13 protein-coding genes are annotated in these 14,854 nt (G+C 47.7%); 2 read left to right on the top strand and 11 right to left on the bottom strand.

The window, feature by feature from the left end; genetic code table 11:
- Positions 1-41: 41 nt before the first annotated feature.
- The 5 genes from DYB02_RS16045 to DYB02_RS16020 form a co-directional block, all read right to left on the bottom strand.
- Positions 42-1,427, bottom strand: coding sequence for a class II fumarate hydratase (locus DYB02_RS16045; protein ID WP_021822927.1), 1,386 nt, complete (start codon positions 1,425-1,427; stop codon positions 42-44).
- A gap of 17 nt (positions 1,428-1,444) precedes the next feature.
- The gene (locus DYB02_RS16040; protein WP_029805115.1) at positions 1,445-1,822 is read right to left on the bottom strand and encodes a hypothetical protein; all 378 of its coding nucleotides are present in this window, start codon (positions 1,820-1,822) and stop codon (positions 1,445-1,447) included.
- Positions 1,823-1,999: 177 nt separating this feature from the next.
- On the bottom strand, positions 2,000-2,482 hold the full coding sequence (locus DYB02_RS16030; RefSeq protein WP_021449801.1) for a hypothetical protein: 483 nt from the start codon (positions 2,480-2,482) through the stop codon (positions 2,000-2,002).
- Positions 2,483-2,590: 108 nt separating this feature from the next.
- The gene (locus DYB02_RS16025) at positions 2,591-4,318 is read right to left on the bottom strand and encodes a sodium:solute symporter family protein (RefSeq protein ID WP_005458020.1); all 1,728 of its coding nucleotides are present in this window, start codon (positions 4,316-4,318) and stop codon (positions 2,591-2,593) included.
- Between the two features lie 12 nt (positions 4,319-4,330).
- On the bottom strand, positions 4,331-4,594 hold the full coding sequence (locus DYB02_RS16020; RefSeq protein ID WP_005458022.1) for a DUF4212 domain-containing protein: 264 nt from the start codon (positions 4,592-4,594) through the stop codon (positions 4,331-4,333).
- A gap of 446 nt (positions 4,595-5,040) precedes the next feature.
- Between DYB02_RS16020 and DYB02_RS16015 the strand changes: the two genes are divergently transcribed.
- Positions 5,041-6,786 (top strand): potassium/proton antiporter, encoded by a 1,746-nt coding sequence (locus DYB02_RS16015; protein ID WP_015297432.1) that lies wholly within the window; start codon positions 5,041-5,043, stop codon positions 6,784-6,786.
- Between the two features lie 3 nt (positions 6,787-6,789).
- Here the strand turns inward: DYB02_RS16015 and DYB02_RS16010 are convergent, their stop codons facing one another.
- From DYB02_RS16010 to aspA, 4 genes are all read right to left on the bottom strand, one after another.
- Positions 6,790-7,419, bottom strand: coding sequence for a response regulator transcription factor (locus DYB02_RS16010; RefSeq protein WP_017449376.1), 630 nt, complete (start codon positions 7,417-7,419; stop codon positions 6,790-6,792).
- A gap of 194 nt (positions 7,420-7,613) precedes the next feature.
- Complete coding sequence (locus DYB02_RS16005; protein WP_025524566.1) at positions 7,614-9,455, bottom strand: protein-disulfide reductase DsbD; 1,842 nt, start codon at positions 9,453-9,455, stop codon at positions 7,614-7,616.
- 160 nt (positions 9,456-9,615) lie between these two features.
- On the bottom strand, positions 9,616-10,923 hold the full coding sequence (locus DYB02_RS16000; RefSeq protein WP_005457503.1) for an anaerobic C4-dicarboxylate transporter: 1,308 nt from the start codon (positions 10,921-10,923) through the stop codon (positions 9,616-9,618).
- Between the two features lie 175 nt (positions 10,924-11,098).
- Positions 11,099-12,550 (bottom strand): aspartate ammonia-lyase, encoded by a 1,452-nt coding sequence (gene aspA / locus DYB02_RS15995; RefSeq protein WP_005460458.1) that lies wholly within the window; start codon positions 12,548-12,550, stop codon positions 11,099-11,101.
- A 459-nt stretch (positions 12,551-13,009) separates the two neighbouring features.
- On the opposite strand from aspA, the gene DYB02_RS15990 reads away from it, so the two are divergent.
- Positions 13,010-13,528, top strand: coding sequence for an FxsA family protein (locus tag DYB02_RS15990; protein ID WP_005460455.1), 519 nt, complete (start codon positions 13,010-13,012; stop codon positions 13,526-13,528).
- Positions 13,529-13,597: 69 nt separating this feature from the next.
- Here the strand turns inward: DYB02_RS15990 and trmL are convergent, their stop codons facing one another.
- Complete coding sequence (gene trmL / locus DYB02_RS15985; RefSeq protein WP_005460447.1) at positions 13,598-14,077, bottom strand: tRNA (uridine(34)/cytosine(34)/5-carboxymethylaminomethyluridine(34)-2'-O)-methyltransferase TrmL; 480 nt, start codon at positions 14,075-14,077, stop codon at positions 13,598-13,600.
- A gap of 111 nt (positions 14,078-14,188) precedes the next feature.
- Positions 14,189-14,797 (bottom strand): superoxide dismutase, encoded by a 609-nt coding sequence (locus DYB02_RS15980; protein ID WP_005478593.1) that lies wholly within the window; start codon positions 14,795-14,797, stop codon positions 14,189-14,191.
- Positions 14,798-14,854: the final 57 nt, after the last annotated feature.

Here is a 14,854-nt window from a genome sequence, read left to right as displayed (position 1 = left end):
AGAGGTCTCTTTGTATTCTGCGGAAATTCAAAGTAAGTGCTTTACTCTGCCACGCCACCTTGAGTCAATTTGGCTGGATTAAGCAGCCTTTCAAGCGTTTCGCGGTCTAAATCCGTTTCCTCTTCGGCCACATCAATGATGGCTCGTCCTTGTTTGTAGGCTTTTTTCGCGACTTCTGCCGCTTTCAAATACCCGATCACCGGGTTTAGTGCGGTGACTAAAATCGGATTCTTGGCCAAAGCAATATCGAGGTTATCTTGTCGAACGTCAAAGGTCGCAATCGCCTTATCGGCAAGGGCGGTCGCACTGTTCGCAACGAGCTCAATGCTCTCCAAAATATTATATGCAATCACGGGTAGCATAACATTCAACTGGAAGTTGCCAGACTGACCCGCGATGGTGATGGTTGCGTCGTTGCCAATCACTTGCGCTGACGCCATGGCTGCGGCTTCAGGAATAACCGGGTTTACTTTGCCCGGCATGATTGATGAACCCGGCTGTAAGCCTTGCAGTTCGATTTCACCCAAGCCTGCCAATGGGCCAGAGTTCATCCAACGAAGATCGTTTGCGATCTTCATGATCGCAATTGCTGCTGTTTTGAGCTGCCCGGACAGTGCGACGATCGCATCCTGGCTGCTGAGGTTGAAGAAGAAATTGTCGCTTGAAGTAAAGGTGACTCGAGTGGACTGAGTGAGGTTGTCTGCAAACAGAGAGGCAAAACGCGGATCGGCGTTGATCCCTGTGCCAACGGCAGTGCCGCCTTGAGCAAGGGCTTTCACCATCGGCAGTGTTTGTTCAATGGCTTGTTTAGCGTGTTCAATCTGGAATTGCCAGCCGCCCAGCTCTTGCGCGAAAGTGATTGGCATGGCGTCCATCAAATGGGTTCGGCCTGTTTTTACCACGCCTTGCAAAGCTTGCTTCTTGGTTTCTAGGCTTTGGCTAAGATGAGCCAGTGCAGGCAACAACTTGTGTTCAATAGCAAGTGCTGAGCTGACTTGAATCGCCGTCGGCACCACATCGTTACTGCTTTGACCCATGTTAACGTGGTCATTCGGATTGACGTTGCCACCAAGCAATTCAGACGCGAGCGTGGCAATCACTTCATTAGCGTTCATGTTGGAGCTTGTCCCAGAACCGGTTTGGAATAGGTCGATAGGGAACTGATCGAGATGTTGGCCATCAATAATGGCTTGCGCAGCCTCTGCAATCGCATTAGCGATATCACCTTCCAGTAACCCTAGTTGTGCGTTGGTCAGTGCTGCCGTCTGTTTGATGTGGGCTAAAGCTTGGATGAAACCGCTTGGCATGGTGTGCTGGCTGAATGCGAAGTTATCGATAGCGCGCTGAGTTTGCGCTTGATACAAGGCATTCGCCGGGACTTTTACTTCGCCCATGCTGTCGGTTTCGATACGAAATTCGGTGGTCATAGTAGGGTTCCTTTCGTTTAATCAAGAGAAGTCTGAATGAGGCGTAATTGTTGTTGTAATTGGAGAAACTTTACGTCGCCATGTTCAAACTGATAGTAGTAACGTTTGAGGCAGAATAAGGGCGTGTGAACCGAATCAAGGCAGACTCGGCGAAATGTACGAGTGCGAGTTGGGTCTTGAATCGCTTCGAGAAGGTGGAAATACACTTGGCGAAAAAACAGTTCGCACAAGAGTAAGTTTTCGTCTTCTGCTTCATGCTCATAGCTGGATGACAACACCATACCCCAATGAATATAGTCATGAATGACGTCGGGCTCAAAGCCACTTGGCGCGGCAAGTTGGAAGCGATCTTGCGCTTTGAAGAAGGCGTTGAATATGTCCTTTCTGCGTTTCATATCTGCCTCAATTAATTAGATAATGATAATTATTATCAATTAAGAATAAATTAGCAACCCTCTATTTTCGACAAGATTAGATATAAAAAAGCCGACGCAGTCGCATCGGCAGAAATGGTTGGGTTTTCATCCCGCAGCAAAGCTTATCCGTTGTTTAGAAGGATAAGCAGCGTAATGTTACTCAGTAAACAAGGTTTCGTATTTCACAAATGCTGTTTGTGTTTCGCCGTAGTAAAGCGTGCCTTCGGCTTGGATAACGACTCGTAACCAGCTCTCTGCGGAGGTTGGCTTTGGCAGAGAGATGTACCAGTTTTGGCCAGCTTGATCGGCGCGTGTCATATCAATCGGCTGAGCGTTCTGTTGTTGGTCATCGACTACGGACAGCTTGACGCCTTCCAGCGGATAGGCAGCGTTGAGAGACAGTTCTAGGCTATCTTTTGTCAGTTTTTCAGAACGGAACTTAACTTTAAAATCGCCATTTTCCATGTCACATAGGCCACTGGTGTAACGACAGTTGGACTTACTCGCGAGCTTGTAAGTTTCCCCTTCTTTAGCGGCATGAGGCTTTTCGCTCAGTGCCATATCAGTACCAAAGTAGGCAATGATAGAAAGGATGGGCGCGATTAACAGGGCGAGAATAAAGTGCTTGTTTTTGAACATCTTGGCTTCCTTGCAACGACATACTGCGAATATGGTAACTGAAAAGTGAGAATAAAAAAGCCCCGGACGGCAGGTTCCAAACGGGGCTTTTGTGGTTTTGGTTATATTTTAGTGATCCACTGCGCTACCAGCACCTACCGGTACGCGAACGTGTTCGACTAGGTCTTTCACTTCTTGTGGTGTTTCTGCTGTTACTTTCGATACAGCGAACGCGACGATGAAGTTGAATAAGGCACCAATCGCACCAAATGCGTTTGGCTCAATGCCTAGGAACCAGTTGCTGCCCCAGCTTTCTAGGTAAGTCCAATCTGCGATGAATAGGATACCTTTGTGTTGGAACACGTAGAACAGAGTGATACTGATACCTGCAATCATACCCGCGATAGCACCTTCTTTGTTGATGTTCTTACTGAAGATACCCATCATCAGAGCCGGGAAGATGGAGGACGCCGCCAGACCGAAGGCCAGTGCTACCGTACCTGCCGCGAAGCCCGGTGGATGCAGACCCAAGTAACCTGCGACTGCAATGGCCACCGCCATCGAGATTCGACTCGCAAGCAGCTCTTTCTTCTCTGAGATATTCGGGTTAATTACCCCTTTGATTAAGTCGTGGGAAATCGCGGACGAAATCGCCAGCAATAGACCCGCTGCGGTTGATAGTGCCGCCGCTAGACCACCCGCTGCGACCAGTGCGATAACCCAGTTAGGTAGTTTCGCGATCTCAGGGTTAGCTAGTACCATGATGTCGTTATCAACTTTCAGTTCGTTAGTTGCAGCATCTGATGTGTAGTTGATGTTGCCATCACCGTTCTTATCATCAAAGCCTAGCAGACCCGTTTTCTCCCAGTTTTTGAACCAAGTAGGACGTTCGTCATAAGCCAAGTGTTGGCCCGGCGCTGGGTTAACGGTATCCATTAGGTTTAGACGTGCCATTGCTGATACTGCTGGAGCCGTTGTGTATAGGATAGCGATGAACACAAGTGCCCAACCTGCAGAGGTACGTGCATCACGCACCTTCGGTACAGTGAAGAAACGGATGATTACGTGTGGCAGACCCGCAGTACCGATCATCAGTGACATGGTGTAAACGAACATGTTTAGCGTGTCACCGCGGACTTGAGTGGTGTATTCACTAAAGCCGAGCTCCGTCACCACTTGGTCGAGCCGATCTAACAGATAGACATCGGTGCCGGCCATGGTACTGCCGAGCCCTATTTGTGGAATTGGATTGCCGGTAAGCTGCAGAGAGATAAAGATTGCAGGAATAGTGTAAGCCAAAATGAGTACGCAATACTGAGCAATCTGCGTGTAAGTGATGCCTTTCATGCCACCAAGAACGGCGTACATGAATACGATACACATACCAATCAGTAGACCGGTTGAGTAATCCACCTCAAGGAAGCGACCAAACGCAACGCCAACGCCTTTCATCTGACCGATAACATAAGTGACCGACGCGATGATCAGACACACTACGGCTACGATACGCGCTGTCTTGGAGTAGAAACGCTCGCCGACAAACTCAGGCACAGTAAATTTACCGAACTTACGTAGGTAAGGGGCAAGCAACAGTGCAAGCAGCACGTAACCACCAGTCCAGCCCATTAGGAATACGCTGCCGCCGTAACCCATGAAGGCAATCAGACCCGCCATCGAGATAAACGATGCCGCAGACATCCAGTCTGCTGCGGTTGCCATGCCGTTAGCGATAGGGTTTACACCACCGCCCGCGACGTAGAACTCTTTGGTTGATCCAGCGCGTGCCCAAATCGCAATACCGATGTAGAGGACAAACGTCGCACCAACAACCAGATAAGTGATAGTTTTCAAATCCATCTGAGTGACTCCTTACTCATCCACGCCGAATTCACGGTCGATTTGGCGCATTCTCCACGCGTAGTAGAAAATAATACCTAGGAAGGCATAGATGGAGCCCTGCTGAGCAAACCAGAAACCAAGTTTGTATCCACCTAATTGAAATTGATTAAGTACGTCGACAAATAAAATGCCGCAGCCGAAAGACACGACGAACCAGATGACCATTAGACCGATCATGAGCTTCACGTTTTTGTCCCAATAGGCTTTGGCTCTTTCTTCGCTTTCAAATGCCATTGCCGTCTCCTTACGATTGGTATTGTTGTTAAAAAAATGTTTCACAATGTACATTAGCAAGGTGTTGGCAATAACTCTTTTCAACTTTAGTCGGGGCGTAAAAAAGGAAAAACGACCGAATAATGGGCGTTTATGGCGAAATCGATAAGATTTAATGATGTTAAAAAGGTGTTAAATTAGCCTAAGGTCTAATGATTTGATGCATAAAATTTTCAATATGTTGCATTGGTTAATCTTTTCTTCATTGATTTCACCGAATCTATACCTAGATTCAACCTTCTCAAGTGATTTGTTTACATAAAGTTTTCGTACCGGAGCACGGTTTTGAGGCACAATAAAGCCTGTGCTTAACTCATCGCGCTTACATCTTAAAGTTGAGGTGATTTAGGAACTTATATGCTTACTCGTTGAGATTGTTTGTAGCTTTTCATTTAGGGAGGGTGAGAATGGACGCAGACACCATTAACAGCTTTTTTCTGATTGGTGCATTACTGATTGCACTGAGCGTTCTTTTAAGCCCCGTGTCCTCAAAGTTGGGGATTCCAATCCTTCTCGTATTTCTTGCGGTAGGTATGTTGGCTGGGGAAGATGGCCTTGGCGGAATCTTATTTGATAATTATTCCATCGCTTATTTAGTCAGTAACTTAGCGCTCGCCATCATTCTTTTGGATGGCGGGATGCGAACGCGAGTCGCCAGTTTTCGGGTCGCCTTGTGGCCTTCGGTGTCGTTGGCAACCATAGGCGTAGCCATCACGACATTGTTAACCGGTTTGATGGCGACTTGGTTGTTCGATTTGGATCTATTGCAAGGTATCTTGGTTGGCGCGATTGTCGGTTCAACGGATGCGGCCGCGGTCTTCTCTTTATTGAAAGGCCGCAGTCTGAACGAACGTGTTGGCTCGACGTTAGAAATTGAATCGGGCACCAACGACCCAATGGCGGTGTTCTTGACCGTCACGTTAATTGCGATTCTTTCTAGTACGGGAACGGAGTTAAGCGCCGGATTTTTAGCGCTCAGTTTTGTTAAGCAGTTTGGTATCGGTGCGCTACTTGGTTTTGCTGGTGGCTGGGTCTTGTGGAAAGTCATCAATCGCAATCAACTGCCGGATGGCTTGTACTCGATTTTGACCGTCAGCGGCGGCTTGATCATTTTCGCGTTGTCGAACTCGTTAGGCGGCAGCGGTATTTTGTCGATTTACCTCGTAGGTTTATTGCTGGGTAACCGTCCAACGCGCAGCCGTCATTCGATTCTGCATGTGTTAGATGGTATGACGTGGCTAGCGCAAATTGGCATGTTCCTCGTGCTTGGTTTGTTGGTTACGCCGTCGAACTTGCTGAGTATTGCGGTGCCAGGCTTGGCGCTTGCGTTTGGTATGATTTTGTTTGCCCGTCCTATTTCCGTGTGGATTGGACTGCTGCCATTTAAGAGTTTCACGCCACGTGAGAAGTGGTTTGTCTCTTGGGTTGGTTTGCGTGGCGCGGTGCCAATCATTCTTGCGGTATTCCCTATGATGGCTGGTTTACCAGACGCGCAGCTGTACTTCAACTTGGCCTTCTTCGTGGTTATGGTATCGCTGATCGTTCAGGGCGGTACGCTGACCAAAGCGATGTCGCTTGCCAAGGTTGAGTTGCCACCAAAGCCTGAGCCAATCTCTCGCACTGGTGTGGAGATTTACCCAACCAGTGAGTGGGAACTGTTTATCTACCGATTGAAAGCGGATAAATGGTGCATTGGCGAACCGCTGCGCAGTTTATCGATGCCTGAGGGCACGCGCATTGCGGCTGTTTTCCGTAATCAAGAACTGCTTCACCCATCGGGCAGTACCAGGTTGGAAGAAGACGATACCCTATGTGTATTGGCTCAAGAGAAAGACTTAGCTGCACTGAGCTTGTTGTTCAGTGAAGCGCCGGAGAAAGCCTCTCTGACTCGTTTCTTTGGTGATTTCTTCTTAGATATTGAAGTGAAGCTGGCCGACGTGGCGATGATGTACGGTTTGAATTTGGGCGATGAACTGCAAGATAAAACCTTGAGCAATATTGTTGAAGAACAGCTAGGTAGCACGCCTGTTTTGGGCGACCAGTTTGAATGGCAAGGTTTGCAATGGGTAATCGCGGACGTGGTGGATCACCAAGTGACTAAGGTTGGTTTACGTTTACCCAATGAAGAAGAGGAAGGGGAAGAGGAGGACTAAGTCCTAATCATTCATTTCCGTTAACATGATGACGGCTTGCGTGCGGTTCTTCACGCCGAGCTTGCGGAAAATCGCCGTCATGTGTGCTTTGATGGTGGCTTCTGATACATTCAACTCGTAAGCGATTTGTTTGTTCAGCAAGCCATCAGACAACATCCCCAACACTTTGTATTGCTGTGGCGTTAGCGCGGCAATCTTCTCTGCTAAATCATTACACGCTGCGTTATTGGTGATCAGCCCTTCAGGGAAGTATGGGTCGCCATTGAGCACTTGGTTGAGTGCATTGACCAGTTCACGCATATCACTCGATTTCGGAATAAAGCCAAACGCACCATGGCTCTTCACTTGACTCACCACCGTTGGCTCTTCGCTGGCGGATACCACGACGATAGGCAAATCTGGGTATTCCGCTCTTAAGTGGATAAGCCCTGACATTCCATTAGCCCCAGGCATTTTGAGATCCAACAGCACCAAATCCGGCTCTTCCTCTTTGGAGAGTAATGCAAGCAGGGCATCAAGAGAGTCTGCTTCAAGCAGATTGGCACCACTGACAGCCATGTGTACCGATTGGAACAATGCATTACGGAAGAGAGGGTGATCATCGGCGATGATGATGGTGTAGGTCGAATCCATGACGTTAAACACTTTTGACTATTTCGTTAAATGAATTATTGTCCAGCTTTGAGAAGGTGGACAATATTTATTCGCTAAAAGTCTGAACCAAATCGACTTTTATTAGGAAAATTGCATATAGCCGCATTTTTCTCATTCAAATCTGTGCAACAAAAAACGCCAGCGAAAATCGCTGGCGTTTGAATGATGTGATATCAGAATCGATTGATGTGCTCTAAGAAAGGCTCGGCTTGCATAAAACCAGTTAAACGAGCGTTTGAAACGTGTTCGCCTTTCGCATCCCAGAATTCGATGGTCGGCAAACCCAGCACGTTCATGTGTTTGAGTAGCTCAATATCTTGCACTTGGTTTTTGGTGACATCCGCTTGCAGCAACACAAAGTCTTGCAGCTTGGCTTCGACTTTTGGATCGTGGAAGGTGTACTTCTCAAACTCTTTACACGCTACACACCAGTCGGCGTAGAAGTCGAGCATGACAGGTTTACCTGCTGCTTTCGCCAACGCCAGTTGATCTTCAAGCTCGGCCACATTAGCAATGCGAGTAAAGCTAACCGTTGTTTGCTGTGCTTGGGTTTCGTGATTGCCAAACCAATAATTCAGTGCTGGTTGCGCGGAGGCGAACAAACCGAGGACGGCAATAATGCCAATTGCGCTTTGCTTCCAGCCACCAAACTCCAAGCTGTTTTTGATGTGATACAACCAACCAAATGCCGCGATACCGAGCGCAGACCACAACGCCGTCGACCACATTTCTGGCAAGATGCGCTCAAGCAAGAAGATTGGTGCTGCCAGCAGAATGAAACCAAATAGTGTCTTCACGCGGTCCATCCAACCGCCAGCTTTTGGCAGCAGTTTGTTGCCAAATACCGCCACGAGAATCAGCGGAATACCCATACCCATCGCCAGTGCGTAAAGCGCAATACCACCAGTCAGCAAGTCACCACTTTGTGCAACGTAGAGTAGTGCGCCCGACAGAGGTGCTGTGGTACACGGTGAGCACACCAGACCTGAGATCGCACCCATCGCGAATACGCCTGCGCTGCTGCCGCCTTGTTGTTTGTTGCTTAGGTTGTTTAGCCACGTTTGTACACTGCTTGGCAATTGCAGGGTGTACACACCAAACATGGAGAGTGCCAACGTGACGAATAAGATACTCAAACCAATCAACACATATGGGTGTTGCATCGCCGCTTGGAACTGCATGCCTGCTGATGCCACCACTAAGCCGAGAAGAGTGTAAGTTAGCGCCATGCCTTGCACGTAAACTAGGGATAAACCCAGAGCGCGGCGTTGACTGAGTTTCCCGCTGCCAAGTACGATGCTGGTCAAAATTGGGTACATTGGCAGAACGCATGGCGTAAACGCTAAGCCTACACCGAGAGCTAAAAATAGCAGCGGAGTCCACCAATTGTCAGCAAGGTTCGCCGCGAGGCTGTCTTGCTCAGTGACTGGTGCGGGAGCATTGTTTGATGACACTGACGTGCTCGCCGTTGGTGATGTCGCATTTGTTTGGTTGTTGTTTGCTGTTGATTGCGTTGGTTTTGTTGCGACAGCGGAATCAGCAATGGAAGCCGTAAAAGCGTCAATGGGAATGATGCGAGTTTCTGGCGGGTAGCAGAATCCAGCCTTCGCACAGCCTTGATATTGCACAATCACGCGCGCGCCTTCTTGCCACTCATCAAGTGGTACATTCACAAATAAAGGCGTGGTGTAGATGTGCACATCACCGAAAAATTCATCTTTATGTGGCGTGCCGTTTTCCATTTGCAGTTCGCCAAGAGAGATGTTTTCACCAGACACAGACAAGCGCTCTTGATACAGATAGTAGCCGTCACGTACCTGCCAATCGAGCATCAACTTGTCGTCTTGTTGGTAGAAGTTAAATGGGAACGCTTGGTCGACCGGAACAAAGCTGTCGTTGCTGCTACCAAAGCTGTTGTTCTGGCTATTATTAAACTGGTCTTTGCCAAATAAAGCCAAAGACGGAGTGGAAAAGGTAATGAGCCCTAAGAGTAAAACGGAAAGTAATGCGCGCATAAAAGGTTCAATTCATCTTAGATAATTGCCGTTAGTGTAACTCAATCAGACCCGCAGGCGAGTTAATAAGTTTCATCCAAGTGAAGATTTGTTAAGCAATACTCAAGGCGCAGAAAAGAAAAAAGGGAGCCGAAGCTCCCCGAGTAAGACTCTGTTTCTACTAGATCAGTAGACCACCGAATGCGAAGCCAAGTGCTACCGCTGATGCGATGGTGACCACGCCTGGAACGAAGAACGGGTGGTTAAATACGTACTTACCGATACGAGTTGAACCCGTGTCATCCATCTCAACCGCAGCTAGTAGCGTTGGGTAAGTTGGTAGTACGAATAGCGCACTTACTGCTGCGAAAGACGCAACCGCTGTTAGTGGCGCTACACCGATTGCAAGTGCTGCAGGCATAAGCGCAACGGTAGTTGCACCTTGCGAGTAAAGCAGCATAGACGCGAAGAATAGAACAAGTGCTAGCATCCATGGGTAGTCAGCTAGTAGTGCACCAGCCACTTCTTTGATGCCATCAACGTGCGCGTTAACGAACGTAGAACCTAGCCATGCCACACCAAGAACACACACACACGCTGTCATACCAGAACGGAATGTCGCTGCTGCTGGGATTTTGCCAGCATCAATTTTACAGCTCATTACGATCGCCGCGGCGGCTGCCAGCATTACCGTCATGATTGCTTCGTTACGACCCAGTGCTGGGTTCTCGATTAGACCCACTGAACCAGAGATAGCCGCTGCGTAGCACACGACGAAAGCGATAGCGCCAAGGAAGATGAACGTCGCTTTTTTCGCAGTTGGTAGGATTTCACGTTTTGCTTCTGTGTTTAGCTTGATTAGGCCTTTCTCTAGACGCTCTTGGTATTCTGGATCGTCTTTTAGCTCACAGCCCATGAAGTTCGCAACGAATGCACCGATCATACAAGCGATGAACGTGGTTGGAATACAGATCGCAAGTAGCGTTAGGTAATCCACACCAAACGGATGCAACATAGCTGCAAACGCCACAACTGCCGCTGAAATTGGAGAAGCTGTGATAGCGATTTGCGATGCCACAACCGCGATAGACAGTGGACGAGAAGGACGAACGCCTTGGCCTTTCGCTACTTCTGCAATAACCGGTAGAGTAGAGAATGCTGTGTGACCTGTACCTGCCATTAGTGTCATTAGGAATGTCACGATTGGCGCGTAAAAGGTGATGCGCTCAGGGTGTTTACGCAAAAAGTCTTCCGCAACTTGTACCATCCAATCCAAACCGCCAGCCACTTGCATTGCTGCGATAGCCGTGATTACAGACATGATGATCAAAATTACGTCAACAGGAATGTACGCTTGGCTTGTCGGGACACCCAAGATCAAAGACAACGCTATGACCCCAGCACCACCGGCAAAACCAATGCCGATACCGCCGATTCTTGCCCCCAAATAGATGAAGAGCAGAACCACGAAGAGTTCGACCATGACCATATTGATACCTCTTTAGTTTTTTATTTGATTCTGATTTTTTGAACACTCAGGAACAGGAGTAAATGTTCAGAGAATCAGAACCCAGCGGCCTACGGTAATAAAAGCTTATTAAAAATGTGGTTACCGTGAAAAAGCCTAAAAAAGGGGCCTGGATGGCCCCCCTTAGCTTCAATGCTTACTCGTAGCGTTTCGCTTTGTAAGTAGGATGCATGAAGTTTTCAACTGTTAAGATTTCATCAAGTTCTTCTGCAGTTAGCAGGCCGCGCTCAAGTACGACTTCACGAACACTCTTACCAGTTTCTGCACAAATCTTACCGACAATGTCACCTTCGTGGTGGCCAATGTATGGGTTTAGGTAAGTTACGATACCGATTGAGTTGTAAACGTAGTTCTCACAGATTTCTTTGTTTACAGTGATGCCGTCGATACATTTATCACGTAGGTTCACACACGCATTGTGTAGTAGAGAGATAGACTCAAACATGCTTTGTGCGATAACCGGTTCCATTACGTTTAGCTGTAGCTGACCGCCTTCTGCTGCGAAAGAAACCGTGTTGTCGTTACCTAGAACTTTGAAGCAAACTTGGTTTACTACTTCTGGGATAACTGGGTTTACTTTCGCTGGCATGATTGAAGAACCTGCTTGCATTTCAGGTAGGTTCAACTCATTTAGACCCGCGCGAGGACCAGAAGAAAGTAGACGAAGGTCGTTACAGATCTTCGATAGTTTCACTGCTAGACGTTTTAGTGCGCCGTGAGTCATTACGTATGCGCCACAGTCAGAAGTCGCTTCGATTAGGTCTTCTGCAGGTACAACGTCAAGGCCAGTTACTTCCGCTAGGTGTTTCACTGCTAGAGCTTGGTAACCAGTTGGTGTGTTAAGACCAGTACCGATTGCGGTTGCACCTAGGTTGATTTCTAGTAGGAGTTTAGATGTGTAATCTAGAGCACGAATCTCTTCGTTTAGCGTTACAGCCCAAGCGTGGAACTCTTGACCAACAGTCATTGGTACTGCGTCTTGAAGCTGAGTACGACCCATCTTCAATACGTCTTTGAATTCAGTTGCTTTAAGATCGAATGCGCCTTTTAGGTATTCAATCGCTTCCATTAGTTTGTGTACGCTGTTGTAAACCGCGATACGGAAACCAGTTGGGTACGCACAGTTAGTAGATTGGCTCTTGTTAACGTGGTCGTTCGGGTTGATGAACTCGTATTGGCCTTTTTCTTTGCCCATCAGTTCAAGTGCAACGTTCGCGATAACTTCGTTAGTGTTCATGTTAACGGAAGTACCCGCGCCGCCTTGGAATACGTCTGAAGGGAACTGATCCATACACTTGCCTGTTTCTAGGATCAAATCACACGCTTCTAGGATGTAGTTAGCAACTTCTTTAGGAATGGCGCCAAGTTCTTTGTTCGCCAACGCTGCTGCTTTCTTCGTCATCACCATGCCGCGTACGAACTCAGGTACGTCAGAAATAGTTACGTTAGAGATGTTGAAGTTTTCGATCGCACGTAGGGTATGAATGCCGTAGTACGCATCAGCAGGGACATGACGTTGACCTAATAGATCTTCTTCAATACGAGTGGCTTGGTTTGCTGTTTTTGGAGCATCAGATAGGGTAGCCATAGCAGGATCCTTAGATGATAATTCTGATAATAAAGTTATTTATTAGCCATTTCTGCAATCTAGAATCCATTCATCAGAATTTTTGGCTGGAAAATCCGTCCTGACTTATGTGGCACATCATACTGCACCTAGCGCATAAAAATAGTAACTAGATCACCTTTTTCGCTTTTCATGAGTCAATAATTTGCAAAGTATGAACGGGTTATTAATAACCCTTTGTGGGTATTCAATTTTCCTCGACAAACATGGTTTTTTAGAGTTCGAAATTGGCACTTTTCAAGCACGAAAAAATCGGTATGCGCACAAATGCAACGCATAAATGTATAGCGTGTTTTCGCAAAGTTTGCCTGTGTGTTCGCCTGAATAAAAAAGCCATGAGTATGAACACGCTTTTTTACAACGATTCGTTTGAGGTTACTTGGCTTTTACCATTACACTGAATTAAACAAAGGAGGGCGTGTGTTTCCTATCTTATTATTGGCGTTTATTTTCGTCCCAATCATTGAAATTGGCTTATTTATTCAGGTGGGGGGCTTTTTAGGTCTCTGGCCAACCATCGCATTAGTGCTGATCACGGCATTTGTCGGCGCGTCATTAGTGCGCAGCCAAGGTATTCAAACCTTGATGTCTGTTCAGGGCCGTCTTGAACAAGGCGAAATTCCAGCACAGCAAATTTTTGAAGGTGTGATGCTAGCGGTTGCCGGTGTGCTATTGCTGACACCCGGCTTTATGACCGACGCGTTGGGTATGGTGGTATTGCTGCCTGCGCCGCGTGCCGCGATTGCGAAATACTTGATGAGCAAGATGGTCGTCAAAACCATGCATGGTGGTGGCTTCCAAGGTGGTTTCTCAAACCAAGGGCCATTTGAGCAAGATCCGTTTCATCGTGACCCGTTCGATTCTCGCTCGGACAACGGCAACACCTTCGAAGGTGAATACGAGCGTAAAGACGACGATGATCGTAACAAGCTCAACTGATTGAATCAGTGAATCAAGAAAAAAAAGGGCGCATTCCGCGCCCTTTTTTGTGTCTGGAATTTGTTGAGCTTACAACGCCCCTTCAAAGCCCATTTGACGCCAGGCTTCAAAAGCAATGATCGCAACGGCATTCGAAAGGTTCAGGCTGCGCGCGTCTGGCATCATTGGGATGCGAATACGCTGTTCCATTGGCAAGCCTTCAATGATCTCTGCTGGTAGGCCGCGAGTTTCAGGACCAAACATCAACACATCACCTGCTTGGTATTGCGCATCAACGTGGTGACCTGTGGTTTTGGTGGTGCAAGCAAACAGACGGTAATTGCCTTGCTTTTCTTTATCGAGATATTCCAAGAATGCTTGATAGTTCTTATGACGCGTTACGCGAGCCAAATCGTGATAATCCAATCCTGCGCGGCGGACTTTTTTCTCTTCCAGATCGAAACCCAGCGGTTCAATCAAATGCAGGTTTGCACCGCAGTTGGCACAAAGTCGAATGATGTTGCCGGTATTCGGCGCGATTTCTGGTTCGTATAAAGCGATATCAAACATGGTATTGAAATAGAGTTGGTCAAAGAGAGGGGCAGTATATACCCAAGTGCAGCGACTTGGGTACAAAAGAGGGCTTGGCGCTTACCAACCTTCCCCCTTTATCGTTAGCGGTTACACGAGCGCGCGAGCGTAGTTCTCTTCGACGGCGCGCCAGTTCACCACATTCCACCAAGCGTCGATGTATTCTGGTCGACGGTTCTGATAACTGATGTAGTACGCGTGCTCCCACACATCTAATGCAAGGATAGGCTCGCCGCGTACATCGGCCACGTCCATTAACGGGTTATCCTGATTGCTGGTGGAGGTGATGTGGATGTCGCCATCTTTCACAACTAACCATGCAAAGCCAGATCCAAACGTATTAACGGCTGCTTGAGCGAATTCGTCTTTGAACTTTTCGAAGTGACCAAACTTGTCGTTGATGGCTTGCGCAAGTGCGCCTTGTGGTTCACCGCCGCCTTCTGGCGACATGCAATTCCAGTAAAGGATGTGGTTGTAGTAGCCGCCGCCATTGTTGCGAATGGCTGGGCTATGTTGCGAAACGGCTGCGAAGATTTCGTCTAGCGATTGTGTTTCAAGCTCACTGCCTTGCACGGCGGTGACGAATTTATCGAAGTAAGTTTTGTGGTGTTTGCTGTAATGCACTTCCATGGTTTTTGCGTCGATGTATGGCTCTAACGCATCGTATGGGTAAGGCAGAGCGGGAAATGTATGCGACATAGTAAATCCTCCTTAATCGGAGGATTTACTCTAATGTTAATGAAAATCATTATCAAC

Source organism: Vibrio parahaemolyticus (assembly GCF_900460535.1).
Taxonomy (GTDB): Bacteria; Pseudomonadota; Gammaproteobacteria; order Enterobacterales; family Vibrionaceae; genus Vibrio; species Vibrio parahaemolyticus.
The sequence above is the reverse complement of the archived record's forward strand: the minus strand, read 5'-3'. Positions and strand labels throughout refer to the sequence as shown.